Source organism: Caulobacter sp. D5 (genome assembly GCF_003185805.1).
Taxonomy (GTDB): Bacteria; Pseudomonadota; Alphaproteobacteria; order Caulobacterales; family Caulobacteraceae; genus Caulobacter.
Window position 1 is genome coordinate 1 of record NZ_QHJY01000018.1, and the last position, 26,124, is coordinate 26,124.

Consider the following 26,124-nt stretch of genomic DNA (forward strand, 5'->3'; position numbering starts at 1 on the left):
GCCCAGGGCGGTCTTCTTCATCACCCCGTCGCCGTCCTCGTCGTGGAAGGCCAGGAACGCCCACTGGCCGGGCGGCAGGTTGGCGATCTTGGCGGTCACCGCGCCGGAAGCGGCAGGGACCTTCACGTTGTAGGGGCAGGTCTTCAGGAAGGTGGCCTTGTCGCAGGCCGAGACCACGATCTGGCCCTTGGCGCTGCTGACGCCGGAGACGCGAACCTCCACGGGGGCCGCTTGCGCGACCCCCGCGGCGGCGGCGAGAGCGATGGCGAGGATGCTCGATTTCACGCTTTTCGCTCCCACTATTCGGCCGCGGCCGGCGCTTGGCCGCCGTGGCGCTGTTTCAAGGCTTCCTGGCGCACCCGCTCGCCATCGACCAGCGGCACGGTCTTCAGCAAGAAGTCCTTGGCCAGCTTGGGATCGGCGCGGTCGGGCGAGGGGATGACCATCGCCCGCTTGCCCTGGATGTCGCGCTCCATGGCGTCGACGTCCAGCGCCCAGCCCTTCTCGATCAGCTCGCGGCGCTTGTTGCGCCAGGCCACCATGATGCCGTCCGACTTCACGCTGACTTCCTCGTGCAGATAGACCGGCAGCAGCTCGGGACAGACCTTCTCCATGATCACGCGGTCCTGCTCGAAGATGCGCAGGGTGCGGCGGCGGCTGTCGCCGTCCCAGATCTTCTGGGTCAGGAAGTTGCGGGCCATGATCCAGCGGGTGATCGTGGTGGTCTCGTCGATCGGCGTGTTGACGTCGAAGATCACCGTCGACCAGGTCGGGGTCGGGCGGATCTGGATCCGCACGTGGGCGCCCGAGACGTGGAAGCCGTTGCGCACGGTCACCATGCTGCGCTTGGCCTTGCGGAAGAACTTCCACATGCCCTTGTACTCGGGCGGCACGAATTTCAGCTCGGCATAGGCCGAGTACTCGTCCTGCTCGAGGGTGAACTCGTGGACCTGCGGGGCCTCCTTGTCGCCGAAGCTCGGGTGGACGAAGGCCGCGTGCGAGGGGTCGATGCCGTTCTCGGTGATGCGGGCGTAGTTGGCCTTCCACTCGTAGGTGCCGCGGATGCAGCGCCAGGCCGGATCCTCGAACTCGGGGAAGGGCGGCAGGGGCGGGCGCTCGGCCTCGGGCAGGTCGCCCATGAACACCCAGATCATCCCGTACTTCTCCTGCACGGGGTAGGAGTCGATCTTGGCGCGGGGCGGGATCTTGGCGTCCGGCTCCTGCGACGGGATCTTCACGCACTTGCCGCCGCCGTTGAAGCGCCAGCCGTGATAGGGGCACTCGATGGCGTCATCCACGACCATGCCGCTGCCCAGCGACGCGCCGCGGTGGATGCAGACGTCCGACAGGCAGCTGACCTTGCCCTTGGAGTCGCGGAACACCACGAACTCCAGGCCCAGCATCTTCACCCGCTTGTGGCCGCCGTTGGGGATCTCGTCGCTGTAGTCGGCCACGTACCATTGGTTCTTGATCATGGCGTCTTCTCCGGCTGCGGGGCGGGGGTGAGTCCGCGGAGGATGAGATTGGGTATCTTGGTGTCGTCCCAGTCGTCGAGGTCCACCCCGTCGCGCAGGATCACCAGTTTCTGCGAAGGCACGATCCAGAGGCGGCGCTTGCCCCAGCCGTCGAGGAAGATGGCGTCTTCCGCGGCGATCGGTTCGGCCGACTTGCTGCTCTTGTCGGGACGCTCGGGCGTATAGATGCGGTCGGCCGCGTAGGGGCGGCCGCGCCAGATCTGGAAGCCGTAGCCCGGATTGGCCTTGCCCGGCGCGCTCATGGCTTCGACGTACGAGGCCGGCAGGACCTCGCGGCCCTCGAACGATCCGCCATTGGCCAGCATGACGCCGATGCGCATCCAGTCCTGCACCTGCGAGACCAGGCAGCAGTCGCCGTGGGCCAGGCCGCCTTCCTTGGCAAGCCACAGCTGGCCGTCGTGCATGGCCAGGGGGCGGAACAGCTTTTCCGACATGTAGTCGGCGAAGGCCTTGCCGGTGGCGCGCTCGACGATGACGCTCAGCGCCACCGGGTCGGGATTGTGATGGCCGAACACCGTGCCCGGCGGGTGGGTCGCCTTGAGGGCCAGGTTGTCCTTGGCCAGGTCCGGCGACAGGAAGGTGCGGATGGTGCTGGACCACGGCGCGTAGGAATAGTCCGGCGCCGCCAGGCCCGACGACATCTGCAAGAGGTCGCGGATGGTGATCTTGGCGCGCTCGTCGCCGCGCCACTCGGTGATGAAGTCGGCGGCCGGCTGGTCGACCGACTTGATCTTGCCGTCGGCGATCGCGGCGCCGATCAGCATGCCGGTCAGGGTCTTGGTGAAGGAGTGGGCCTTCATCCGGCTGGTGGGGCCCACGCCGTTCCAGTAGCGCTCGTAGACGATCGCCCCGTCCTTGACGACGATCAGGGCGTCCGACTTGCGGGCCCCGGCGTAGTCGGCGGCGGCGGCCAGGGCGGCGGGATCGATCCCGGCCGCCTGCGGCGTGGTCTTCGGCAGGGCCTTGCCCGGCGCGCCCTTCACCACGGCGACCGGCTTGTACCAGTCGATCGGCGGCTCCAGCGGATTGACGGTCAGGGCGCGGAAGTAGCGGCTCCAGTAGAGCGGCGCGGAGGCATAGGTCGCCGCGCCCGCCAAGACGACGACGCCAAGGCCCGCCAGCAGGATCTTGCGCTTCTTGCCCATCAGGCCGCCTTTGCTTCCACGATCGACGTCACGCCGAACGGGATGTCGAGCTTCACGCTGGCGACGACCTCGCCGCTGTCCAGCGCGATCTTGGCCAGTTGGCCCGAGAAGAAGTCGCCGGCCCAGAAGTGCGCGCCGTCGTCGGTGGCGCGCAGGAACGACCAGCCGCGGCCTTCCGGAACGGCGTAGGCGCGGACCACCGAGCCGTCCTGGGCGATGCGGCGCACTTCATTGCCGCAGCTGACCAGCACGTCGTCGTTCGGGGCGGTGGCGAGGCCGAACACCATGCCCGGGGGATCGGTGCGGACATAGAGCGGCGACAGCTGGGCGTCGGCCTCGATGTCGTAGCGGAAGACGGTGTGGCCGGTCTCGGAGACGTAGGCCACGGTCTTGCCGTCCGACAGCAGGGCCAGGTGGGTGACGCCCAGGAAGCCCATCACGCCGCCATGATACTCGGGGCGATAGAAGCGCACGACGCGGCCGTCGGCGTCGAAGCGCACCAGCCGGCCCTCGCCGGTGAACGGCGGGGCCAGGCCCGAGAGGTGCTCGCCAGCCAGCGCGCCGCCGTCGGGCAGGAACACCATCGAGCCCAGGCCTCGACCGGGGAGAAGCGAGGCCTGGCCAGGAACGCGGCGTCCGTCGGCGTCGATGCGGGTGACGTTGCGGGCGAAGGGGTCAAGGGCGTTGAGCTCGCCGGTGCGGGGATTCACCGCCAAGCCCGAAACCATGCCGAAGTCGCCCGTGTGCAGCGCCGCCTTCACCTGCAGATCAGGGCCCAGCAGCAGGATGCGCGACAGGCCCAGTTTCAGCTGGTGGTCGGTGACCGTGGTCGCGGCCACCCAGAGGTCTCCCGCCTGGGGTTTGACGGGAAGAGAAAGGGGGTCGCCGAACATGAAGGTCTCCGCGTGCCATCAGTCCCGCGGTTGGCGGGATGCTCGGAGATTTTCAAAAAGGGACCGACCGGTCAATTTTCTATTCGGCGATATCCGCCTGACGAGAAATCGCGACCTCGACGCCCGTCTGATAGCGGCCCATCACGTGGTCGAGCATGCCTGCGACCTTATCCCAGGCGTCGTCGTCGTGAAGATCGAAACCGAAGAAGTTCGGCTCGAACTTGGCGCGCATGCCGATGTAGGAGACGGCCGACAGCATGGTCATGGCCACGGCCAGCAGTTCCTTGTCCTCGCTGCGCTGGCCGATGAACAGCCGCTCGTACTCTTCCCAGATGCGGATGCGCACGGCGGTGACGGCGTCGCGCAGCTCGGGCGGTCCGGCGAACTCGCCGGCCATGATGGTGGCGACGGCCGGGTGGGCGCGCAGGGTTGAGGCGTAGGCCCGCACCAGCATGCGCAGGCGTTCCATCGCCGGGCGCTGGTGGAAGGTCTCCAGCGACTCGTCGATCATGTCGGTCAGGCGGGGCCAGACGCCGGTGCGGCGCACCCACGCATCGGCCACGCCGCCAAGGCCGCCGAAATAGTCATAGATTTGTTTCTTGCCTACGCCCGCTTCCTTGATTAGGGCGTTCACACCCGCGTCGTGGACGCTTCCGCGCTCCATAAGACGCCCAAAAGCCTCCACGATCGCTGCTTCGGTGGCGATCCGACGTGATTGTCGAGGCTTGGGCGCGGCGGCGATCTCTGACAGCATGGCTTACTTTCCTGAACTCCTATCCGATGGACGGACAAACGCTTTATCGCAAGACCTGTATTGGTCCGGCTCCATCATCTTGACCGGCGGGGAACAGTCGCGGTGAACGCGGCGGGGTGTGGTCAAGATTTGAAGAGGGGAGTCATGACCAAGTCGGCGATGAATATCTACTGTGCGAGCGCGAGCGCTCTTACGCTTTTGGTCTGCGCGGGGCAAGCCTTCGCGCAAACGACAACTTCAGAAGAGTCCACGGTGATTGGAGAGATCACCGTCACGGCTCGCGGTAAGTCGGAAGCTCTGCAAGAGGTTCCAATCAGCATCAATGCGGTGTCGGCCGAGACGATCGAACGCCGTAATATTTCTGACATCGCTCGGGTGGCGCAATCGACCGCCGGCCTGACCTTTGATCAGGGTCTGACGCCTAGCGATACGCGTCCGGCCATCCGCGGCGTGCAAGCCGTTCGGGGCCGTCCGAACGTGGCCATCCTGGTGGATGGGGTCGACACGTCTTCGGAAGCCTTCGCCACCGCCGGTGGCGGCGCTCTGGCGAGCCTGCGCTTCGTCGACGCCGAGCGGATCGAAGTGGTGAAGGGCCCGCAAAGCGTGCTCTACGGCCGCTCGGCCTTCTCCGGCGCGATCAACTACATCTCCAAGCGCCCGAACCTCGACGAACTCGAGGCCAAGGTCAGCCTGGAAGCCGGCAGCTTCGGCCTCAAGGAAGGCAAGGCCTCGATCAGCGGTCCGCTGGTCCAGGACAAGCTGGCGCTCAGCCTGAACGTCGGCGCCTGGGAGAACGACGGCCAGTACCGCAACAGCGTCAGCGGCGCCAAGGTCGGCGGCGGCGAGTCCAAGGGCGCGGCCCTGGGCCTGCTGATCAAGCCGATCGAGAACCTGACCATCTTCGCCCGCGTGCAAAGCTCGCACGAGGAATACGACCAGATGGCCCGGGCGTTCATCACCTCGGTGAACCCGACGACCGGCACGCCGAACACCGCCAATCTCGGCGTCTCGGCCATCGACCCGAAGACCGGCAAGTCCGGCTATACGGTCGCCGGCAACCTGGCCAACGCTTCGGTCGTGAAGAACAACCTGGTCGCCTATTCGCTCGATACCCGCACCGGCAAGGACTACGCCGGCACGGTCACCGACGCGACCCGCGCTTCGTTCGACATCAGCTACGAAAGCGACTGGGGCACCTTCACCTCGCTGACGGGGATCACCCGCGGCGAGACCACGCAGGTGCAGGACTTCGACAACAGCGACTACAGCCTGAGCAGCGCCGAACTGGCCTCCTATGCGGGCCTGCTGCCGACCTACAGCAGCTACTACGCGTTCATGCGCTTCTTCGGCATGTCGACCACCCCGCCGACCACGGGCCTGCCCGCGACCGGCTTCTCGGTGATGCTGGACGACACCTTCCACACCCGCCAGCAGAGCCAGACGCTGCGGTGGAACAAGGACTTCGGCAAGCTGCGGACCTCGCTGGAAGGCCTGTACTTCCACGAGTACGCCGACCAGATCAACAAGGACCAGTTCTGGATGCGGAAGGGCGCCGACGCGCGTCTGGCCGCTCTTGTCTCGATCTTCCAGGGCGGCGGCGCCACCTCGACCGGGGCCTTCCAGGCGCCGACGGCGGACGTCAAGGCCACGGCCGACTACCCGCTGAAGATCTCGCGTGAGACCGACTCGCTGTCGTGGGCCGGCAGCGTCGAATACGACGTCACCGACGCCCTGACCGTGCGCTTCGACGGCCGCTACATCGAGGAGCGGATCGCCTATCGCGGCAGCCCGTACCAGCCGATGTACTACCGTCTGTTCGGCCTGCGCTACCTGTGCGTCGGCGCCCTGGGCTGCACCTACAGCAGCGCGGCGGCGGCTCGAGCGGCGCAGCTGGCGGCGACCACCCAGATCGACAAGAAGACGGTCAAGGACCACGCCTTCACGCCGAACTTCGTGGCCAACTACAAGCTCACCTCGCGCAACTCGGTCTACGCGTCGTACGGTGAAGGCTTCAAGCCGGGCGGCGTCGACACCACCGGCACCAGCGGCAGCGTCGACACGACCTTCAAGCCGGAGAAGCTGAAGAGCTTCGAAATCGGCTCGAAGAACGTGTTCCTGGACGGCGGCCTCGTCCTGAACGGGGCGATCTTCTACAACATCTACCAGAACCAGCAGATCGGCACGACCAAGGTGCTGAACGGCACCTCGGTTCCGTCGGTCGAGAACGCCGGCGAAAGCAAGAGCAAGGGCGTCGACCTGAGCGCCGACTGGCGGACGACCAGCTGGCTGACGCTGAGCGGCAACTACACCTACACCGACGCCGAGTTCACCGACTACAAGGTCTCGACCCCGGGCTACTTCGACCGGATCGAGTCGAACAACGGCAACTACACCGGCAAGGCTGTGCCGCTGACGCCCAAGCACAACCTGAACCTCTCGGCCCTGATGACCGGCGACCTGCCGGTGGGCGCGGGCTGGACCTGGACGACCGAACTCACCGGTCGCTACCAGTCCAAGCGCTACATCACCCAGAGCAACCTGACCTGGCTGCCGAGCTACTTCGTCTCGGATCTGCGGGCCGGGATCACCGACGGGTCGTGGAGCGTCGATCTGTCGGTCACCAACCTGTTCAACGACGACACCCCGAAGAACGCCATCGCGGCGACCGACTTCGGCTTCTTCGACCTGAACAACAACACCCCGGTGCGCGCCTACGTCGTCAGCCTGCCTGACAAGCGCGCCGGCTCGATCCGTATCAGCAAGACCTTCTGATCCTGCTGAGCGTGTGAACTGCCAAGGCCCGGCGCGCCTGCGCGCCGGGCCTTTTCCTTGCCCCCAAGCTTTCCTGGAGTTCCCCCAAATGGCGAAGGCCAAAGATCCCGAGCGCTTCGGCATAGTGGCGATCGAGCCGGGCGTACGCGCCGGCCACATGTGGACCGCGCTCTACGCTTCCTTCGTCAATATCGGGCTGGCCACGACCGTGGCGATCATGACGCCCTACGTGCTCAGCGCCAATCTGGGCGTGCCGCTCGACCGCCAGGGCTCGGCCCTGGGGATCCTCAACCTCGTCAACGAGGTGGCGCTGCTGTTCGTGTTCGGCCTGGCCGGGGCCTTCGCCGACCGCGTGGGGCGCCGGGCGGTCTACGCCGTCGGCTTCCTGGCGACGGCGGCCGGCTATCTGCTCTATCCGCTGGCCACCAGCCTGTGGGACCTGTCGCTCTACAAGGTGATCTACGCCATCGGCATCGGCGCGACGACGGGCATGCTGTCGACCGTCCTGGCCGACTATGTGAAAGCCCGCGACCGCGGCAAGATCGTCGCCCTGTCGGGCGTGCTCAACGGCCTGGGCGTGGTGGTGCTGGCGCTGGCCATCGGCAAGCTGCCCTCCATCTTCGTGGCCGACGGCATGGGCGAGAAGGCCGCAGGCCAGGCCGCCCTGGCGGTCGCGGCGGTGATGTGCGTCATCTCGGCGGCGGTGATGTGGTTCGGCCTCAAGCCGGGCGTGGCGACGCGCACCGTCGAGCGGCCCAAGCTTTCGACCCAGCTCGGCGTCGGCGTTGCGGCCGCCAAGGCCAATCCGCGCATCGTCCTGGCCTACGCCTCGGCCTTCGTGGCCCGGGGCGACCTGGCCATCGTCGGCGCCTACGCCATCGCCTGGGGCAAGAAGGCCGCGCTGGAGAACGGCGCCACCCTGGCCGACGCCCTCGACCAGGGCCGCATCCCGTTCATCGTCGCCCAGTCGGCGGCCCTGCTGTGGCCGGTGGTCGTGGCCCTGATGATCGACAAGGCCCACCGCCTGACCGCCCTGGCCGCCTGCATGCTGCTGGGCGGCGTCGGCTACCTGGCGACGATCTTCATCGACGATCCGCTGAGCAAGGCGGCCATGCCGCTGTTCGTGCTGCTGGGCGTTGGCCAGATCAGCGCCTTCATCGGCTCCCAGGCCCTGATCGGCAAGGAAGCGCCGGAGGAGGGCCGGGGCGCCGTCATCGGCTTCTTCAACCTGTGCGGCGCGTTCGGCATCCTGGTGCTGGGCACGGTCGGCGGCGTGCTGTTCGACGTCGTCGGCCCGGCCTCGCCGTTTGTGCTGGTGGGCGTCCTCAACGCGATCGTCGGCTTCGGCTGCATCTACCTGCGTCTGAGGGAGGCGAAGTCGCCGGTGGCCGAGGCGGCCTAAGACGCCTTTCGAGCGGTCTTCGTCGCGGAAGCCTTGCCCTTTGCGGCCGGCTTCCGCGCAGGCGGCTTCGCCGGCGCCTTGCCGCCCAGGCTCTTGCGCAGCGCCTCCATCAGGTCGACCACGTTGGTATCCTCGGGCGGAGCGGCCGAGACCTTGGCCTTGCCGCCCTTTTCCTTGCGCTTGATCAGGGCGCGCAGGGCGTCCTCGTAGCGGTCCTTGAAGGCCTGCGGCTCGAACGGACCGTCCTGCTGCTCGATGATCTTGCGGGCGATGGCGATCATCGAGGCGTCGGCCTTCTTGGCCGGGATGTCGTCGAACAGGTCGGCCGGGTCGCGCACCTCGTCGTAGGACCGCAGGGACCAGGCGATCAGCCCCTTGCCGCGCGGTTCGATGGCCAGCAGGCGCTCGCGCGTGTGCATCACTACGCGGCCCAGGGCGATGCGCTTGGCGCCGGCCATGGCGTCGCGGATCACCGAATAGGCCTCGACCGCCAGCTTGCCGTCGGGGACCAGGAAATAGGGATTGTCCCAGTACAGCCGGTCGATGTCGGCCACGTCGACGAAGCGCTCGATGTCGATCGTGCGGGTGCTCTCCAGCCGCACGCTCTCGATCTCCTCGGGCGTGACGACGATATAGCGGTCCTTCTCGACCTCGTAGCCCTTGACCAGGTCGGACCGCTCGACGGGCCCGAGGTCCGGGTCCGTCGCCACCATCTTGATGCGGTTGTGGGTCTTGGGGTGCAGCAGGTTGAACCGCACTTCGCCGCCGGGATTGGTGGCGGTGTAGAGCGCCACCGGGCAGGTCACGAGCGAGAGCCGCAGGTGGCCCTGCCAGGTGGGGCGGGCGGCCATGCTATTTCTTGGCCCCGACCAGGGCGGCCTTCTTGACCGTCACCACCGGCGGCTCCTCCTCGGGGACTTCGGTATTGGCCGCCTCGGCCACCGGTGGACGCCCCTTCAGCGCCGCCACGAAGTCGTCGCGCCAGGCGGTGACGTCCTGGCGGGTGACGTTGTCCATCAGGGCCTCCCAGCGCCGCTTGCGCTCGCTCTCGTCCATGGCCAGGGCCCGGCTCAGCGCGTCGGAAATCTCCTCGGGGCTGTTGGGATTGATGATCAGCGCCTCCTTCATCTGCCGCGCGGCGCCGGCGAAGCGCGACAGGATCAGCACGCCCGGATCCTCGGGGTTCTGCGAGGCGACATACTCCTTGGCCACCAGGTTCATGCCGTCGCGCAGGGGCGTGACCAGCGCCGCCCTGGCCGCGCGATAGACCCCCGCCAGTTCGTCGCGCCGATAGGAGCGGTTGAGATAGCGGATCGGCGTGAAGTCCATCTCGGCATAGGCGCCGTTGATGCGGCCGATCAGGCCGTCCAGCCGGTGGCGGATGTCCTGGTAGGCCTCGACCTCGTCGCGCGAGATCGGCGCGATCTGCAGCAGCATGACCTCGTTCCGCGCCTCCTCGTTGTCGTGCAGGAAGCGCTCGAAGCCGATCAGGCGTTCTTCGAGACCTTTGGAGTAGTCGAGACGATCGACGCCCACGACCATCTTGCGGAACACGCTGTGCGCGGCCATCCGGTCATAGACCCGCATGGCCCGCGAGCTCTTGGTGATGCGGGCGAAGTCCTCGGCGTCGATGCCGATCGGGAAGGCCCCGGCCTCGGTCACCTGGCCGAAGGCGCGCAGGCGGCCGTCCTCGGTCTTCTCGCCGCCGACCTCGTTGAGCACATAGCCCTCGAAGGCCTGCAGGCTCTCCTCGGTCTGGAAGCCGATCAGGTCGTAGTGGAACATCGCCTCCACCAGCGGCCGGTGGCGGGGCAGGGTGACCACCAGCTGGTGGGCCGGCCAGGGGATGTGCAGGAAGAAGCCGATGCGGTTGGTCACGCCGAGGCGCCGCAGCTCCCGCGCCATCGGGATCAGGTGATAGTCGTGCACCCAGATGATGTCGTCCGGCTCGATCAGCGGTCGCAGGGTCTCGGCGAAGCGCTTGTTGACCCGGTCGTAGCCCTCCCCGAACGAGCGGTCGTAGGCGGTCAGGTCGACGCGGTAGTGGAACAGCGGCCACAGCGTCTTGTTGGCGTAGCCGTTGTAGTACTCCTGGTAGTCGCCTTCCTCGAGGTCGACCGTGGCCACGGTCACGCCCTCGATGCGCTGCATCGACAGCTGGCCGGTGAACTCCGGCGTGGTCTTGCCGCTCCAGCCGAACCAGATGCCGGAATATTCGCGCAGGGCCGCGGCCAGGGCCATGGCCAGGCCCCCGACGCTTTCCTCGCCCTTGCCGGACGGCGGGTTGACGCGGTTCGATACGACGATCAGGCGGCTCATCGGGCTGCCTCGCTGGTCGTGACGGCCTGGGCGGCGGCGTCCAGCCAGGTGTGAACGGCCTCCGGGCCGTCCAGGCGATAGGTCGCGGCGGTGGGGCGCTCGGGACCCACCAGCACGCCGAAACCGCCGAGGCGGGCGGCGGCCGCGAAGCCGTCCTCGTCGGTCAGGTCGTCGCCGACGAAGATCGGCGTGGCGCCATGGAAGGCCGGTTCGCGCAGCAGGGCGGCGACCGACGAGCCCTTGTCCTGGCCGGGGGTGCGCAGCTCGGCGACCATGTCGCCCAGTTGCAGCACGAGGCCGGTCTGGCGCGCCAGGCGCTCGGCCGCCTCGACCACGGCGTCGGCGGCCGAGGGGGTGTTGCGATAGTGCAGGGCGAGACTCAGGTGCTTGTCCTCGAGCAGCAGGCCGCGATCGCAGCGGGCCAGATCGCCCAGCACGTCGCGGGCCTCGGCCAGGCCTTCGTGGGGGGCGGAGCGCCAGGCGCCGGCGGGCGTGCGGCGTTCAAGGCCGTGCACGGCGGCCAGATAGGCCACGCCGTCCTGGCCGAGGATACGCGAAAGATCGTCGAGCGAGCGGCCGCTGACCACGGCCACGCGGTCGTTCAAAGCGGCCCGCAGGCGCGCCAGCAGGGCCGCGCGCGCGGGGTCTGGGCCGACGTCGTCCGGACGCGGCATGATGGGGGCGAGTGTTCCGTCGAGATCGAGGAACAGCGCGGATTTGGCGGGAATATTGATCGGCGGTGTCGGAAGATCCGACGCCGCAAGCCTAGCGGCAGACCCGTACGCGGTCATGCAGTTTGGCCCCTTTCACTATGGAACTAGGCGCCAACAACGCATCCACCGCCGGTTTCGATCCCCTGCACGGTCCAGCTGTGGGTCACGTTTGGCTCACCAAAACGTGCGCCCCGCAGGGTTGACGCTCCGTCAGCGGACGGAAGTCCAGGGCCGGCTGAGCAGGGCCGCGCAGTTGATCAGCCCCACCAGCGAATAGGTCTGCGGGTAGTTGCCCCACAGCTCGCCGTCCTCGAAGCCGATGTCCTCCGACAGCAGGCCGGCGGCCGTGCGGCGGCCCAGCATCTCCTCGAACAGATCCCGCGCTTCCTCGATGCGGCCTTCCAGATAGAGCGCCTCGATCAGCCAGAACGTGCAGATGTTGAAGGCCGTCTGCGGCGTGCCGAAGTCATCGGGCAGGGCGTAGCGCAGCAGGTAGCTGCCCTTGCGCAGGCCCGCCTCGATGGCCGCCACCGTGGCCTTGTTGCGCGGGTCGTCGGCGGCGATGTAGCGCAGGTCCACCAGTTGCAGCAGGCTGGCGTCGAGTTCCTCGCCCCCGAAGGTGGCGGCGAACCGGCCCAGGGTCTCGTTCCAGGCCTGGCTGTCGATGGCGCCCCGCACCTTGGCGGCGCGCTCGTTCCAGAAGACGGCGCGGTCGGCCAGGCCCAGCTTCTCGGCGACATTGCCCAGGCGGTCGCAGGCGGCCCAGCACATCACCGACGAATAGGTGTGCACGTTTGCCCGGCCGCGGAACTCCCACAGGCTGGCGTCGGGCTGGTCGTGCAGCTGGAAGGCCCGCTCGCCCACCGGCTCCAGGGCCTTGAAGTCGTCGATGGTGGCCGGGCGCAGCAGGCGCTCGTCGAAGAAGGCCTGGGTCGAGGACAGGATGATCTGGCCGTAGACGTCGTGCTGCTGGTGCTCGAAGGCCTGGTTGCCGATCCGCACCGGCCCCATGCCGCGATAGCCGGCCAGGTCCGGAGCGAAGCGCTCGATCAGCGCCGGCTCGTAGCCCACCCCGAACAGCGGCTGGATGTGGCCGCCGGCCGCCCGGTCGACGATGTTGCGCAGGTAGGAGAGATAGTTCTCCAGGATGTCGACCGCGCCCAGGCGGTTGAGGGCCTGGACCACGTAATAGGCGTCGCGCAGCCAGCAGTATCGGTAGTCCCAGTTGCGGCCGCTGTTGGCGTGCTCGGGCACCGAGGTGGTCATGGCCGCGACGATCGCGCCGGTCTCCTCGTGGGTGCAGAGCTTGAGGGTGATGGCCGCGCGGATCACCGCAGACTGCCAGTCCAGCGGTACGGCGAGACCCCGCACCCAGTTGAGCCAATAGTCCTCGGTCTGCTGCAGCATGCGGGCGCAGGTGGCCCCGACATCGGCGTCGAAGCCCTCGTCGGCCCCCAGGAACATGGCGATCGGCCGCTCGATGCGGAACGTGCGCTCCTCCAGGATGTGCGAGACCGGGCAATCCGTCGTCAGCCGGATCGTCATGTCCGAGCACAGGTAGCGGATGTGGTTGGAGCCGTTGGTGTGCTCGGCCAGGCGTCCGCCCCAGCTGGCCGTCGGGCGCAGGCGGATGGTGGCGCGGCACACCCCGCTCAGCGGCCGCACCAGGCGGATGAAGGCGGTGGGGCGATAGATGCGGCTGAACTGCTGGAAGCGCGGCGCGAAGTCGATGATCTCCAGGCTCGCCCCGTCGGCGTCGGTAATCACCGTGCGCAGGATCGGGGTGTTGCGCAGATAGGCCTGCTCGACGCTTGTCGCGCCGTCCACGACCACGTCCCACAGCCCCTTGCCGCCCTCGAACGGCGGCTCCAGCCCGCTGAGCAGGGTCGAGAACACCGGATCGGAGTCCACGCGGGGCATGCAGCCCCAGACGAACCGGCCGTCGCGGTCGATCAGGGCGTTCACGGCGCAGTTGCCGATCGGGAAGAGGTCGAGGTTCTGGGGCATGGGATCTTGCTCTTCTTGTTCTTGGGTAAGCAGGACTAGCAGCGGGTCAGGATCGGCACGGTCGAGCGCCGGCCGGCCTGCACCGTGACATGACGGCCGACGTGCTCGAAGGAAACATCGGTCAGCTTGTCGCCGACGCCCAGGTTCTCGATCGACAGGCTGTCGATGCCGATCGGCAGGCGCGGCTCCTGGATGCGGATCTCGCCGGCCCAGCCGTCGACGGTGATCCCCAGACAGGCTTGGAGCATCATGAAGGCCGAGCCGGCCGCCCAGGCCTGGGGCAGGCAGGCCACGGGATAGGCCACCGGCGGCTCGCCCGGCTGGCGGGGGAAGCCGCAGAACAGCTCCGGCAGGCGCATCTCGTAGTGGGCGGCGGTCTCGAACAGGCCCGAGGTCATCCGCACCACGCCGTCCCTGTGCCCGTAGCGGGCCAGGCCCATGGCGCAGATGGCGGTGTCGTGCGGCCAGACCGAGCCGTTGTGATAGCTCATCGGATTGAAGCGCGGCTCGCCCTCGGCCAGGGTCCGCACGCCGAAGCCGTTGTGGAACACGTTGGACAGCAGGGTCTGCGCCACCTTGGCCGCCCGCTCGGGCGAGGGCAGGCCGCAGAACAGCAGGTGGCCCGGATTGGAGCCGCGCACCCGGCAGGGCTGGCCGTGGCCGTCGATGGCCATGGCGTAGAAGCCCTTGTCCTCCATCCAGAACCGTTCCTCGACCGTCTTGCGCAGATGTTCGGCCTTGGCGGCCCAGCGCTCGGCGTTGTCGGTTTCGCCGCGCCGGCGGGCGAGATCGGCCATGCCCCTGAAGGCGGCGAAGGCGTAGCCCTGCACCTCGACCACGGCGATGGGCCCGTCGGGGAACTTGCCGTCGGCGTGGAAGACGCTGTCCTCGCTGTCCTTCCAGTTCTGGTTGGAGAGGCCGGTGTCGGCGCCGCGGGCGTAGTCGATCAGTCCGTCGCCATCGCTGTCGCCGAAGTGCTCGATCCAGGCCACGGCGGCCTGCAAGGCCTCCCAGAGATCGTCGATGAACGTCAGGTCCCCGGTCCGCTCGGCATAGGCGCAGGCCAGGGCCACGAACAGCGGCGTGGTGTCGACCCCGCCGTAATAGCGGCCGAAGGGCAGCTCGCCGAGGGCGGTCATCTCGCCCTTGCGGGTCTCGTGCATGATCTTGCCGGGCGCGCTGTCGCGGAAGGCGCTGACCTCCTCGGCCTGGTGCTCGGCCAGATAGGCCAGCACGCCCTTGGCCAGGCGCGGCTCGATCCACAGCACCTGCCAGGCGGTGATGATGGCGTCGCGGCCGAACGGGGTCGAGAACCAGGGGATGCCGGCATAGGGGTAGGGTCCGGTGGCGAACTCGGTGGTCAGCAACGCGAGATCCGCCCGCGACTTCTCCAGCCAGTCGTTGAACAGGCGCCCCGAGCTCTTCAGCCGCGCCCCGCGCCGGCGGCGGCCGCGCATGTCCAGCCGCGCCCGGGCGGCGGCGGCTCGCCAGCGCTCGCGGGTCGGCGGATGGTCCGGAACCGGTCCGACCTCGAGATAGAGGTCGAAATGGGTGTCCGGCGTCAGCATGAACATGAATTCGGCCCGCTGCGGCGTGAGGCGTCCCGGCGGTTCGGAGAAGGCGATGACGCTGTCGCGGCGCAGCTCGTCCAGGCCCTGGTAGGCGAAGTGCACCGAGCGGCCGTTCAGCTCGGCGGGCAGCACCCGGCCGCGCGCCTTGCGCTTGGAGCCGCGCACCTCGAACATGTCGTGGAAGTCGGCGTCATATTCCAGGATCACCGGCAGGATGACCATGTCGCGGCTGTAGTTGACGAAGCGCAGCCGCTCATAGAGCCGCTCCGACCACAGGAAGCGCTTGCGCTCGATATGGATCGCGCCGTGCGGCGCCGAGGATCCGCCCAGCGACTGGACGGTCTGGTTGGTCGAGTGCGAGGTGAAGAAGACGTTGTCCTGCGAGACGCTGGCGCTCAGCAGGGCGGGGGGCTTGCCGCCGATCAGCAGCCGCAGGCGCGACAGCAGCCGGGTGTCGTCGTGGAACAGGCCGTCGGCCGCGCCCAGCACGTCGCCGAAGGCGTCGGCCACCAGGAAGGTGTCGCGGTCCTTCAGGGCGAACAGCCGGTAGGGCACGCGCGGTTCGCCGGTTTCGCCCTGCTCGCCGGCGGTCAACGGGGTCGGTGCGAGGTCGTCCATTCGATGCCCCTTAATCCGGAACGCTGGGTCTTAAACGCGATCAGCGGCCGCGCCGGTGAGGGCGCGGTCGCTGAAACTTGGAAACACAATGCGGCCTCAGGCCGGCAGCTTGGCCGTTGGACTGGGCCGCCGGCGGGTCAGGCGCTCTGGGCCAGGGTCAGGCGCGGCGGCTGGGCCGCCTCGTCCAGGCGCGCATAGATGTCGAGATAGCGACGGGCCATGGCGTGGGCCGAGAACCGGGTCTCGAACCGCGCGCGCACCGTCTGGCGCGACAGATCGGGCAGGCGGCGCAGGGCGGCGACGGCCTCGTCCTCGTCGTCGACGATGAAGCCCGTGACGCCTTCCTCGATCACCTCGGGCACCGAGCCCCACTGGTAGGCGATCACTGGCGTGCCGCAGGCCATGGCCTCGATCATCACCAGGCCGAAGGGCTCGGGCCAGGCGATGGGGAAGAGCAGGGCGTCGGCGCCCCCTAAGAAGGCCGACTTCTCGGCGTCGCCGATCTCGCCGACGAACTCGATCAGCGGGTGGTCGAGCAGCGGCTCGACGACGGCGTGGAAGTATTCGCGGTCGGCGGCGTCGACCTTGGCGGCGATCTTCAGCCGGCGGCCGACCCTCTTTGCGATGGCGATCGCCCGCTCGGGGCCCTTCTCCGGCGAGATCCGCCCGAGGAAGGCGAGGTAACCCTCGGATTTCGGGTGATATTCGTAGATCTCGGCGCACATGCCGTGCAGCACCGTGCCGGCCCAGTTGGCGAAGGGCAGCGGCGCGCGCTGGCTGTCGGAGATCGACACCAGCGGGAACTGCGGCCAGCGGCGATAGACGCCCGGCAGGTCCTTCAGGTCGAGCCGCCCGTGCAGGGTGGTCAGGGTCTTTCCCGCCATGCCTTCGAACAGCGGGAAGTGGATCATGTCGGTGTGGAAGTGGATGACGTCGAAGTCGTCGGCGCGGCGGCGGACCTCGGCCAGCATGGCGATGTGGGCGGCGAGGTCCGACTTCAGCGGGGCGGGATCCAGGCGGATCGCCTGGTCGCGGACGACCACCAGGTCGGCCTTGGTGCGGGCTTCGGCGGACGCGAACAGGGTGACCTCGTGACCCAGGTCGACCAGGGCGTCGGTCAGGTGTGCGACCACCCGTTCCGTCCCCCCGTAGAACCGCGGCGGAACGGCTTCGTACAGGGGCGGAACCTGGGCGATTCTCATGTGTGGTGATCCTGTCAAGGACGATTGTGGCGCAAAGGCGCCGACGTCGGAATGCAAACCGCGAGTGTGGCGTTAAGGTTCCGCAACGTGAGAAAGAACCAAAAGGCGACCTTGGCCGTTACAGTTTCACGATCCTCGCGTTGACGAAGCCGACGCGGAATTGCCATTTGTGAAGCGCGCGGAGGGGCCGCGCGCAATGTGCGTGCGAGACCCGTCGACGGTGAGACAGAGCCTGAAAGTTTCGACCGCCCTGCTTGGGGCGGCCCTGTGGATGTCGGCGGCTCCGGCCGTTCATGCTCAAGCTCAACTCCGGCCTGTCCGGGCGCCGCAACAGGCGCCCGTGCCCGTGCCCGCGCCGCCGGCCCTGCGCGCCGACCAGATCGACCTGCTGGCCAAGGCGTTGATCAACGCGCCCTCGCACGGCTTCGAGCCCGGCGCCTTCGCGCCCGACCGCGCCCTGGCCCAGTTGGACTCGCGCAACGGCGCCGACCGCCAGGCGGGTTTGAACCAGCTGATCGCCCTGACCCTGCGCTACGCCAAGGCCGTGCACAGCGGCCGCCTGGCCCCCGCCGACTTCGACGCCAACTGGGGCCTGCGCCCGGCCGCCTACGATCCCGCGCCCGGCTTCGCCGCCGCCGTGCAGAACGACCAACTGGCCGGCTGGCTGGAAGAGCTGTCGCCGCCCTATACCGGCTACCAGACCCTGCAGAAGGGCCTGGTCACCTATCGCGACATCGCCGCCCGCGGCGGCTGGGCGGTCATCCCCGAGGGGACGCCGCTGAAGCTGGGCGACAAGGCCGATCCGCGCATCGTCCAGCTGGAGGCCCGGCTGGCGGTCGAGGACCCCACCATCGCCGTCGACGGCGTGGCGGTGTTCGACGAGGCTTTGCAGCAGGCCCTGATGCGCGCCCAGAAGCGCTTTGGCCTCAATCCCGACGGCGTGCTGGGCAAGGGCACCCTGACGGCGCTGAACGTGCCGGTGCAACTGCGCATCGACCAGATCGTCGCCAACATGGAGCGTTGGCGCTGGCTGCCGCAGGAGCTGCCGGCCGACCGCATCCAGGTCAACATCGCCGCCGCGGTGATGAGCGTCTTCCACCACGACGCCCCGACCCTGACCATGCGCGCTGTCACCGGGCGTCCGGGCGACGAGACGCCGATGCTGCAGTCGGCGATCCACTCGATCGTGCTCAATCCGCCCTGGAACGTGCCGTCCTCGATCGCGACCAAGGAGCTGTGGCCCAAGGAGCGGGCCAATCCGGGCTATCTGGCGCGCAACGACTTCATCGTCATCCCGACCGGCGACGGCGGCTCGCGCCTGCAGCAGAAGGCCGGCGACAAGGCCGCCCTGGGCCTGGTGAAGTTCGACTTCAACAATTCCTACGGCGTCTATCTGCACGACACCCCGTCGCGGGCCAAGTTCGCCAGCTACAGCCGCCTGGCCAGCCACGGCTGCGTGCGTCTGGAAAAGCCGATCCCGCTGGCCAAGCAACTGCTCGCCAGCAATCCGGAATGGCAGGCCGATGCGGTGGATACGACCATCGCCTCGGGCAAGACCGTACGCGCCCAGCTGGCCCAGCCGATGGCCGTCTTCCTGCTCTACTGGACCGCCTATGTGACCCCGGACGGGCAGGTGAATTTCCGCGATGACCCCTATGGGTGGGATCGCGCGCTGGTGCAGCGTATCGCCGCAGCGAAAGCCGTCTGAGCGCCTCGCCGGGGCGCCCAAGCGACTGTCTTTAAAGCAGTTGAAGCGTGGCCGGCGTCAAAGCCGCTCACGCTTTCGGCTGTCATGCCCGTCCCGGCTCCGCTTGACCCGAGCGCCCTCGTCAGGCCTCTTTTGGTGCGTAAGCCTTTCCGATCCGGAAAGTTTATCGTGTTCCAAGTGAGCTTCGGCGGCCTTCGGGCGGCCTGACGCAGTCAGTCGGGAAAGCGTATCCATGATCGAACGACGCAAGCTTCTGGGGCTTGGCCTCGGTGTGCTGGGCGCCAGTGCGATCGGGCCCATGGCGGCCTTCGCACAGTCCAAGTTCGGCCCAGGGGCCGATCCCATCGCCGACCTGCTGATGAAGCAGGACCTCGGCAATGCGGCCGAAGGCATGTCGGATAACGACCTGCCGCAAGCTTCGGTTCCCGCGCCCCGGCCGACGATCCGGCGCGTCTCGTCCGAACCCCGCTGGGTGAAGCTGCACAACGTGCACACCCAGGAAAAGGTCGAGGCGGTCTATTTCGAGAAGGGCGAGTACGTGCCCGACGCCGTCCAGGCCCTCGACAAGGTGCTGCGCGACTATCGGACGGGGGACGTCGCCCCGATGAATCCCGAGCTTTTCGACATCATGGCCGGCCTGGCGGCGCGGACCGAGACCAAGGCTCACTTCCAGATCATTTCCGGCTATCGCTCGCCCAAGACCAACGCGATGTTGCACGCGCGCAGCGGTGAGGTCGCCAAACGCAGCCTGCACATGGACGGCAAGGCGATCGATCTCTATCTGGAGGACGTCTCTCTGGATCGTCTCCGGACCGCGGCCCTCGACTTGAAGCAGGGCGGCGTCGGCTACTATCCGGTCAGCAATTTCGTCCACGTCGACGTCGGCCCCGTCCGGCGTTGGGTCGGCTCCTGAGGTTGGAGCCGTCCCTTTAGGGAGCTCCAGATGGCCAAGGCCGAACGTCGCGGCAATCCGTTGGGATGGATCGTCCTGGGTTTCGTCGTCGGCGCCGTGGCGGCCCTCGGCGTGATCCTGGTGGTCAGCGCCGGGGTCGGTTTCGACAACGGCGGCTATCAGGAAGGTCCCGAGGTCCGCACCGCGGCCGATGACGCCGCCAGCGCCGCCGTCACCCGCACGCCCGCCGCGCAAGCCGCGCCGGCGGCGACGCCCGAACCCGAAAAGCCGCCGGTGGTCGAAGCGCCCGCGGCTCCCAAGCCCGCTCCCGAAGTCGACCCGCAGATGGCCGACGACGCCGCGGCCGCCGGCATGACCTCGCGGACGCGCCAGTAATTTCCCTTTCCCCTTGCGGGAGAGGGTGGCCTCCGAAGGAGGTCGGGTGAGGGGTCTCTCAAAAGCAAGACGCCGCGGCAGCCGATCAGCTGTCGCGGCGTTTTTCGTGGGTGCGCCCCCTCATCCGTCAGCTTCGCTGACACCTTCTCCCGCAAGGGGAGAAGGGGTTCTACAGCCCGATCCGCTTCGCGCCTTCGGCCACCGTCACCACGTCGAAGCCGGCGTTGACCGCGCCGTCGACCAGCCGTTCCAGCGCCTCCACCGTGCAGCCCCAGGCCGACGGCTTTTCGGCCACGTCGTGGGTATAGAGGATCAGCCACGCCTTGCGGCGATGCGCGGCGTCCAGCCAGCGCAGGGCCACGGCCTCGCCGTCCTCGCCCTCGATGCCGACGGCCGGGGCCTGGTTGAGGTCGGCGCCGTTGGCGATCAGGCCGTGGTGCAGGGCCCTCAGGGTCTTGAAGCGGCCGGCCAGGGCCGTCTTGGCCGGGGCGGCGACGTCGCCATAGGGATAGGCGAAGCTGACCGCCGTCCCCACGCCCCAGGCGGCCAGGGCGTCGGTGTTCTGGGCCACGTCGGCCAGGGCGACCTGGGTCGAGGCCTGGCCGCAGTCGAGGTGGCTGAAGGTGTGGCAGCCGATCTCGTGGCCGGCGGCGTGCAGCCGGGCGGCGTCCTCGCCCGTGGCGTAGCGCCCCATCGGCCCGTCGCGACCCGTCAGGCCGGCGGCGAAATAATAGGTGCCGCGAAAGCCCCGGGCCTCCAGCACTCGCGCCCCGGCCTCGCAGGCCGTGGCCGGCGCGTCGTCGAAGCTGAACGACACCATCGGCCGCGTGAGCTTCACCCGCGCCGGGCGGCGGTGCTGCAGGCGGATCAGCCGGCGGCGGACCTTGCCCTTCAGAGAGCGGTCCGGCTCGTAGGCGTCGACTTTTTCATAGGTCGGTTCGACTGCGGTCATCACACGGCGTCCGAATAGAGGGCGGCCCGGTAGAGCCGCATGGAGAATGCACGAAGAGGCGTGGGCAGGGATTCCGAAAGCGCGATCGCCTTCAGCCACGGCCGCCAGGTCGCGCGCAGGGGAACGCCCTTCAGCACCTTGGCGACCTTGTAGCTGGGATAGGCGCTGACCACGTCGCGGTGGGCGGCCACCACGCGGGCGAAGTTGGCGGCCGACTGCTCGTACTTGGCGGCCATCACCGGGGCGGGGTCCAGGCCCAGGTGCGTGGCGGTGTTGTCGATGTGCAGGATCGGGTGGGCGCGGGCGACCCGCATCGCCCACTCGACGTCCTCCCAGCCCCAGCCGGCGAAGCCCTCGTCGAAGGCGATGGTCTCGAAGACGTCGCGGCGCACCAGCAGGTTCGAGGTGAAGACGTGCTTTTCCGGCTCGCGGGCGCGTTCCGGCGCGGGCGTGCAGTCGCTCTTCAGCGCCATGGCCCGGTGCAGGGCGTGTTCGGGCCGGATCGGCGTCTGGTCCAGCGTAAAGCCGCCGAAGGCCACGGGCGCGTCGTCGCTCGCCACCGCCAGCCAGCGCGACAGGAAATCGCGCGGGTCGGGCAGCATGTCGCTGTCGAGGAACAGCAGGTGGCGGCCCCGGGCGTGGGCGGCCAGGCGGTTGCGGCCCTGGGCGCGGCCGGCGTTGGCCGACAGCCGCACGAAGCGGGCGGGGCGCTTCAGGCCCGCGATGATCTTGCCGATACGGGCGGCCAGGGCCTCGTCGCCGCCGCCGTCGTCCAGCACCACGATCTCGGCCGCGTCGTCCCCAATGGCCTTCTTCGAGCCATCCAGGGCGCGCAGCAGGGCGGTCGGGTCGTCGCGGAAGGTCGGGATCAGCACCGACAGGCGCGGGACGGCCAAGGCCCACGCGGCGTTGTCGGAGACGGTTTCGATGATCGGGGCGGTCATGCGGGGCGGAACCTGCGGGTGATGACGGCCAGGCGGCCGCGTGCGCCCCCGGCGTCGAGCAGCAGGGCCGCGCCGGCGAAAGTCGCCGCGCCGAGGCCCGCCTTGAGGATCAGTTCGAAGAGGCCGCCGAAGTCGGGCAGGGCCAGGACCAGGGCCGCCATCAGGGCGCTGGACAGGCCGACCTTCGCCAGGGCCTCCCACGGGATCGGCAGGGCGCAGGCCCGGCGGCCCAGCACTCCGGCGGCGATCGCGCCCAGGCCATAGCTGGCGGTGGTGGCCCACAGCGCGCCGTTGAGGCCGAAGCGCGGGATCAGGATCAGGTTCAGCGCCAGGTTGGCGCCGGCCGGGATCGCCATGCAGACGCTCAGCATCGTCGTGCGCCGGCCAAGCGTGAAGGCCTGCAGCAGGTAATAGGTGGTCACGCCCGACAGCCAGCCGCTGGCGGCGATCCACGGCGTCACGCCCGCAGCCCCGTCGCGCAGGGCCGGGCCGATCATCACCTCGGTCAGGGGGCGGGCGACCAGGGCCAGGCCGACGGCGGCGGGCAGGGTCAGCAGCACCATGAAGTCGGCCTGCTCGCGGGCGCTGTCTTCCAGAGCCGCCTGGCCGCCGCGCTCCAGGGCCGCGACCATGGCCGGGCCGCCGGCCATGCCCAGCCAGATGAAGACGACGTCCAGGGTGCGCGAGCCCAGCGAATAGCCGGCGTGGTAGACGCCGACCGCGCTCTCGTCGAGGAAGGCGGCCAGCAGGAAGCGGTCGGTGGTCGACAGCACCAGGGCCAGGATCAGCGAGAAGGCCACCGGCAGGCCATAGGCGGCGTAGGACCTGGCCAGCGCCTTGTCGAAATGGCCGCCCTTCAGCCTTCCCAGGTCGGCGGGCAGCACGAACACCAGGCACAGCAGCGAGATCGCGCCCATGCCCAGGATCGGGGCTGCGCCGCCCAGGCCGACCAGGGCCAGGATCAGGCCGAGCGCGAAGCCGCCCACGGTCTGGATCACGTCCAGCAGGGCCGCGCCCGACACCTCGCCGGCGGCGCGGCGGCGCTCCTGCGACAGCTTGGCGAGACTCTTGACCGCCGCGGCGGCGAAGGCGGCGACGACGGCGACCTTCAGGGCCGGGGCCATCGGCCAGAAGCGCAGGATCACGGCGGCGGCGACCGGTATGGCCAGGGCCATCAGGATCCACAGGCGATAGAGGGTGGCGAAGTGGTCGGGCAGGCGGCCGTCCTCCTGCGCCCTCGCATGGAAGCGGGCCATGGCCGCCTCGGTCCAGGTCAGCAGGGCCGTCTGGGTCAGGCTCAGCGCCGAGAAGGCCAGGGCGTAGGTCCCGTACTCCGCCGGGGTCAGCACCTGGGTGAACAGCACGATCGTCAGGAGGCCGACGACCCCCTGGGCGATGTTGACCGGCAGGTAGCCGAGGACGCCGCGCCAGAACATCAGCGCACGGCGGTCTTGTCGCCCAGCAGGCAGGGCACGGTCATCAGGATCACGTAGAGGTCCAGCCAGAACGACTGCCGCTCGATGTACTCGACGTCGTAGGCGACGCGCTGGCGCACCAGCTCGGGGGTGTCGACGGCGCCGCGCGAGCCCTTGATCGCCGCCCAGCCGGTGACGCCGGGCTTCATGCGGTGACGATGGGCGTAGGTGGCCACCAGCTTGGCGGACTCCACGTCGCCGGTCATCATGCCGATGGCGTGCGGGCGCGGCCCGACGATCGACATCTCGCCGGTCAGCACGTTGAACAGCTGCGGCAACTCGTCGAGGCTGGTCTTGCGGATGAACTTGCCGACGCGGGTGACGCGGTCGTCGTTGGCGCTGATCTGGCGGGCGGCCTTGGCGTCGGCCATCTCGTGCCGCATCGAGCGGAACTTCCAGATCAGGATCGCCTCGTTGTTGAAGCCGTGGCGGCGCTGGCGGAAGAAGATCGGGCCGGGGCTGTCGAGCTTCACGGCGATCGCCACGATCAGCATCACCGGGGCGGCGACGATCAGGCCAAGGCCCGTGACGACCAGATCCTGGGCGCGCTTGACCATGGCCCGGCGGGCGTCGGTGGGCGCGCCCGACAGGTCGGCCAGGCGTCCCATGGCCGCGTCGCGGTCGGCGTCGCCGCCGATGTCGACGATCATGCTGACGGGATTGGGCAGTTCCGACAGGCGCTCGACCAACTGACCCACGCGGGCCTGGGCGGTGGACTCGACGGCGATCACCACGCGGTCGACGAAGGGCATGATGCGGTGGTCGAGCAGGGCCTTGGTGTCGCCCAGCACCGGCACGCCCATGACGGCTTCCGGGGCGCGGGCGGCGCGGTCGTCGAAAACGCCCAGCACATTGACCTCGCCGGTGCGCAGGGCCGCGGCGATCAGGCGCTCGGCGTTGGTCGTGGCGCCGACCAGCACGATGTTGGGCGTCAGGGTGCCGACCCGGCGGCCGTGGCGCACCAGCGCCCACCAACCGGCGTGAACCGCCAGGAACACGGGCAAGACCAGGGCCAGCCAGCCGCCTAGCGGATGCGGGGCGCCCAGGGGTGTTTGGGCCAGCGGCGTCAGGGCCACGACCTGGACGGCGAGCGTTGCCGCGCCGACGGCGGCGGCCGTGCGCAGCAGGTGGCGGATCAGCGGCTCGCGATGGGCGAAGACATAGGCTTCCAGGCCGTGCAGGGCGGCCAGCAGCACGCCAACCCCGACCAGAGGGGCGGCGAGGGCGCCGTCGCGCGCCAGCCAGAGGGCCAGGCCAAGAGCGAGAATCGAATCGGCGGCGCGAAACCAGCGGGTCAGGTTCCGAATCTGCACCCGGGCGCGCGCCGGGGTGAGACGTTCGGGCCGAAAGGGGCCGCGCCGGCTACGAACATCGTCGGACGCATGACTTGCGTCCGCGGGGCGGGCGAGGGCGGAACTCATGATCGCTCTTGGGCTTCTGCACACGGGAGAACGGGGTTCAACCTAGCGTGGCCGTCTGAGCGTCGCGTTAACGCGATTTTCCTTCGACGCTCGATTGTCATTCTGCAGCGAACAGGCTATCGAACCGCTCCCTCTCAGGAGGAGACGTGGCCGAGAGGCTGAAGGCACCGCTTTGCTAAAGCGGCATACCTCAAAAGGGTATCGAGGGTTCGAATCCCTCCGTCTCCGCCATCCCCCGCAAAATCACTGAAAACACCGCCTTTGGCGGGAAAACCGCGCCTAATTGCGCCGTTTGTCGCCGGTTTCGGTCCAGAACCGGCGCATGCGGGCGACGACCGCTTCGGGCGGCTGGGATTTCCAGCCGGCGGCGCGGGCTTCGGGCGGGGGCCAGGCGCCGGTCAGGGTGAGTCGGCGAGTCTCGCGGGCGTCGGGCGCGCCGGGCAGGCGCCAGCCGTTTTTCTTCAGGGCCTCGATCACGCGCGGACGGGCGGCCTGTTCCTCCGACTCGCCGGGGCGCATGGGGCCGGCCAGCACGGTGGCCACCGTCTCGCCGTTGCCGCCGACCGCCCAGGGATCGGCGCCTTCGTCGAGCAGCAGTTGGGCGATGCGGAAGTTCTGCTGCTCGATGGCGATGCGCAGCGGCGTCGCGCCGGTTGGGTCATGGTCGTTCACCCGCGCCCCGCGCTGGAGCAGCAAGCGCACCGCGCCGAGCGAGTTGAGACCGATGGCGGCCTTCAGCGGCCAATAGGCCTCGCGCCGCTGCGGGCTGGCCCCGGCGGCCAGCAGCTGCGTGGCGAAGACCGGATCCCTGGCGCGCAGGGCGAGACTTAAGGGGATGGCGTCGCCCCCGCCGTCGGGCGGGACGCCCAGGTCCAGCAGCGCCGTCACCATGGGCTTGTCGCAGCGGGCGATCGCCAGGCCGAGGAGGTCGCCGTTGCGGCCGCCGCGCGTCGTCGTCAGGGCCGGATCGGCGCGCAGGCGGCGGGCGGTCTCGTCGACATCGCCCTTGATCACCGCCGCCATCAGGTCGCGACCGGCCTGGCCGTGGTCGGCCGCCGCCAGGGCCGCGCGGGCGTCGGGCAGGGCGGTGCCGCCGACGAAGCATGAGGCAAGCGCTACGTCCGTCATCATCACCATCGAGGCCGCCAGGGCGGCGATCCGGGCCGAACGGGTCACGGGCCTCAGTTGGCGGCCGCGCGATAGGCCGCGTCAAGGCTGGAGGTCAGCCAGGCCTGGCCGTGCAGGTCCAGCAGCGAGGCGTCGTCGGCCGATTGGCCCTCGGGTCCGACCGCCGTCAGGGCGTGGCGCTCGCCATAGGCCGGCGGGGCGTCGAGGAACAGGCCGCCGAGGATCGCGCCGGGGATGCCGCCGACCAGCCCGCCCAGGCCCGCGCCCAGCCAGCGGT

At 69.0% G+C, this 26,124-nt stretch carries 22 protein-coding genes and 1 tRNA gene; 6 read left to right on the forward strand and 17 right to left on the reverse strand.

The window, feature by feature from the left end; translation table 11 throughout:
- The 5 genes from DMC18_RS25815 to DMC18_RS01555 form a co-directional block, all read right to left on the reverse strand.
- The coding region (locus tag DMC18_RS25815; RefSeq protein ID WP_158285831.1) for a DUF2141 domain-containing protein at positions 1-285 on the reverse strand (285 nt) is incomplete at its 3' end.
- Positions 286-299: 14 nt separating this feature from the next.
- Complete coding sequence (locus DMC18_RS01540) at positions 300-1,475, reverse strand: aromatic ring-hydroxylating dioxygenase subunit alpha (RefSeq protein WP_110119714.1); 1,176 nt, start codon at positions 1,473-1,475, stop codon at positions 300-302.
- Positions 1,472-2,680, reverse strand: a complete 1,209-nt coding sequence (locus DMC18_RS01545) for a serine hydrolase (protein WP_110119715.1) — start codon at positions 2,678-2,680, stop codon at positions 1,472-1,474. The genes DMC18_RS01540 and DMC18_RS01545 overlap by 4 nt, the downstream gene beginning before the upstream one ends.
- Complete coding sequence (locus tag DMC18_RS01550; protein ID WP_110119716.1) at positions 2,680-3,573, reverse strand: SMP-30/gluconolactonase/LRE family protein; 894 nt, start codon at positions 3,571-3,573, stop codon at positions 2,680-2,682. Before DMC18_RS01550 ends, DMC18_RS01545 begins: the two co-directional genes overlap by 1 nt.
- Before the next feature lie 79 nt (positions 3,574-3,652).
- The gene (locus DMC18_RS01555) at positions 3,653-4,207 is read right to left on the reverse strand and encodes a TetR/AcrR family transcriptional regulator (RefSeq protein ID WP_158285832.1); all 555 of its coding nucleotides are present in this window, start codon (positions 4,205-4,207) and stop codon (positions 3,653-3,655) included.
- Between the two features lie 279 nt (positions 4,208-4,486).
- Here DMC18_RS01555 and DMC18_RS01560 point away from each other — a divergent pair, with 279 nt between their 5' ends.
- Together DMC18_RS01560 and DMC18_RS01565 are read left to right on the forward strand one after the other, a co-directional pair.
- Entirely contained in the window at positions 4,487-7,099 is a 2,613-nt protein-coding gene (locus DMC18_RS01560; protein ID WP_233248031.1) for a TonB-dependent receptor, read from the forward strand.
- An 88-nt stretch (positions 7,100-7,187) separates the two neighbouring features.
- Positions 7,188-8,501, forward strand: coding sequence for an MFS transporter (locus DMC18_RS01565; protein WP_110119719.1), 1,314 nt, complete (start codon positions 7,188-7,190; stop codon positions 8,499-8,501).
- Here DMC18_RS01565 and DMC18_RS01570 read toward each other — a convergent pair.
- The 6 genes from DMC18_RS01570 to DMC18_RS01595 form a co-directional block, all read right to left on the reverse strand.
- Positions 8,498-9,352, reverse strand: a complete 855-nt coding sequence (locus DMC18_RS01570) for a Ku protein (protein ID WP_110119720.1) — start codon at positions 9,350-9,352, stop codon at positions 8,498-8,500. The two genes, DMC18_RS01565 and DMC18_RS01570, sit on opposite strands and share 4 nt — an antisense overlap.
- Before the next feature lies 1 nt (position 9,353).
- Positions 9,354-10,820 carry a trehalose-6-phosphate synthase gene (locus DMC18_RS01575; RefSeq protein WP_110119721.1) on the reverse strand — a complete coding sequence of 489 codons (1,467 nt, stop codon included), beginning with the start codon at positions 10,818-10,820 and terminating at the stop codon, positions 9,354-9,356.
- On the reverse strand, positions 10,817-11,611 hold the full coding sequence (gene otsB / locus DMC18_RS01580; RefSeq protein ID WP_110132648.1) for a trehalose-phosphatase: 795 nt from the start codon (positions 11,609-11,611) through the stop codon (positions 10,817-10,819). The genes DMC18_RS01575 and otsB overlap by 4 nt, the downstream gene beginning before the upstream one ends.
- Before the next feature lie 132 nt (positions 11,612-11,743).
- Positions 11,744-13,540, reverse strand: a complete 1,797-nt coding sequence (locus DMC18_RS01585; protein ID WP_110119723.1) for a glycoside hydrolase family 15 protein — start codon at positions 13,538-13,540, stop codon at positions 11,744-11,746.
- 35 nt (positions 13,541-13,575) lie between these two features.
- A complete protein-coding gene (locus tag DMC18_RS01590; RefSeq protein WP_110132649.1) occupies positions 13,576-15,729 on the reverse strand; it encodes an amylo-alpha-1,6-glucosidase in 2,154 nt (717 codons plus the stop codon).
- A 137-nt stretch (positions 15,730-15,866) separates the two neighbouring features.
- Entirely contained in the window at positions 15,867-16,931 is a 1,065-nt protein-coding gene (locus tag DMC18_RS01595; RefSeq protein ID WP_110119725.1) for a glycosyltransferase family 4 protein, read from the reverse strand.
- A 271-nt stretch (positions 16,932-17,202) separates the two neighbouring features.
- Here DMC18_RS01595 and DMC18_RS01600 point away from each other — a divergent pair, with 271 nt between their 5' ends.
- The 3 genes from DMC18_RS01600 (at position 17,203) to DMC18_RS01610 (ending at position 19,927) form a co-directional block, all read left to right on the forward strand.
- Positions 17,203-18,639: a murein L,D-transpeptidase gene (locus tag DMC18_RS01600; RefSeq protein ID WP_370444018.1), complete on the forward strand. Its 1,437-nt coding sequence runs from the start codon at positions 17,203-17,205 to the stop codon at positions 18,637-18,639.
- 232 nt (positions 18,640-18,871) lie between these two features.
- Entirely contained in the window at positions 18,872-19,552 is a 681-nt protein-coding gene (locus DMC18_RS01605) for a DUF882 domain-containing protein (protein ID WP_110119727.1), read from the forward strand.
- 30 nt (positions 19,553-19,582) lie between these two features.
- Positions 19,583-19,927: a hypothetical protein gene (locus DMC18_RS01610; protein ID WP_110119728.1), complete on the forward strand. Its 345-nt coding sequence runs from the start codon at positions 19,583-19,585 to the stop codon at positions 19,925-19,927.
- Positions 19,928-20,096: 169 nt separating this feature from the next.
- Here the strand turns inward: DMC18_RS01610 and DMC18_RS01615 are convergent, their stop codons facing one another.
- From DMC18_RS01615 to DMC18_RS01630, 4 genes are read right to left on the reverse strand one after another with little or no spacing between them, the layout of a single operon-like run.
- A complete protein-coding gene (locus DMC18_RS01615) occupies positions 20,097-20,879 on the reverse strand; it encodes a polysaccharide deacetylase family protein (protein WP_110119729.1) in 783 nt (260 codons plus the stop codon).
- A complete protein-coding gene (locus tag DMC18_RS01620) occupies positions 20,879-21,823 on the reverse strand; it encodes a glycosyltransferase family 2 protein (RefSeq protein WP_110119730.1) in 945 nt (314 codons plus the stop codon). Before DMC18_RS01620 ends, DMC18_RS01615 begins: the two co-directional genes overlap by 1 nt.
- A complete protein-coding gene (locus DMC18_RS01625) occupies positions 21,820-23,259 on the reverse strand; it encodes a lipopolysaccharide biosynthesis protein (protein ID WP_110119731.1) in 1,440 nt (479 codons plus the stop codon). Before DMC18_RS01625 ends, DMC18_RS01620 begins: the two co-directional genes overlap by 4 nt.
- Positions 23,259-24,719 (reverse strand): exopolysaccharide biosynthesis polyprenyl glycosylphosphotransferase, encoded by a 1,461-nt coding sequence (locus DMC18_RS01630; protein WP_110119732.1) that lies wholly within the window; start codon positions 24,717-24,719, stop codon positions 23,259-23,261. The genes DMC18_RS01625 and DMC18_RS01630 overlap by 1 nt, the downstream gene beginning before the upstream one ends.
- 140 nt (positions 24,720-24,859) lie before the next feature.
- On the opposite strand from DMC18_RS01630, the gene DMC18_RS01635 reads away from it, so the two are divergent.
- Positions 24,860-24,950 (forward strand) — tRNA-Ser (locus DMC18_RS01635).
- 48 nt (positions 24,951-24,998) lie between these two features.
- Here DMC18_RS01635 and DMC18_RS01640 read toward each other — a convergent pair.
- Positions 24,999-25,895 (reverse strand): ankyrin repeat domain-containing protein, encoded by an 897-nt coding sequence (locus DMC18_RS01640; protein WP_110132650.1) that lies wholly within the window; start codon positions 25,893-25,895, stop codon positions 24,999-25,001.
- Positions 25,896-25,900: 5 nt separating this feature from the next.
- Positions 25,901-26,124, reverse strand: a 224-nt coding sequence (locus DMC18_RS25820; RefSeq protein ID WP_199232529.1) for a hypothetical protein, incomplete at its 5' end; no start/stop codon positions are given.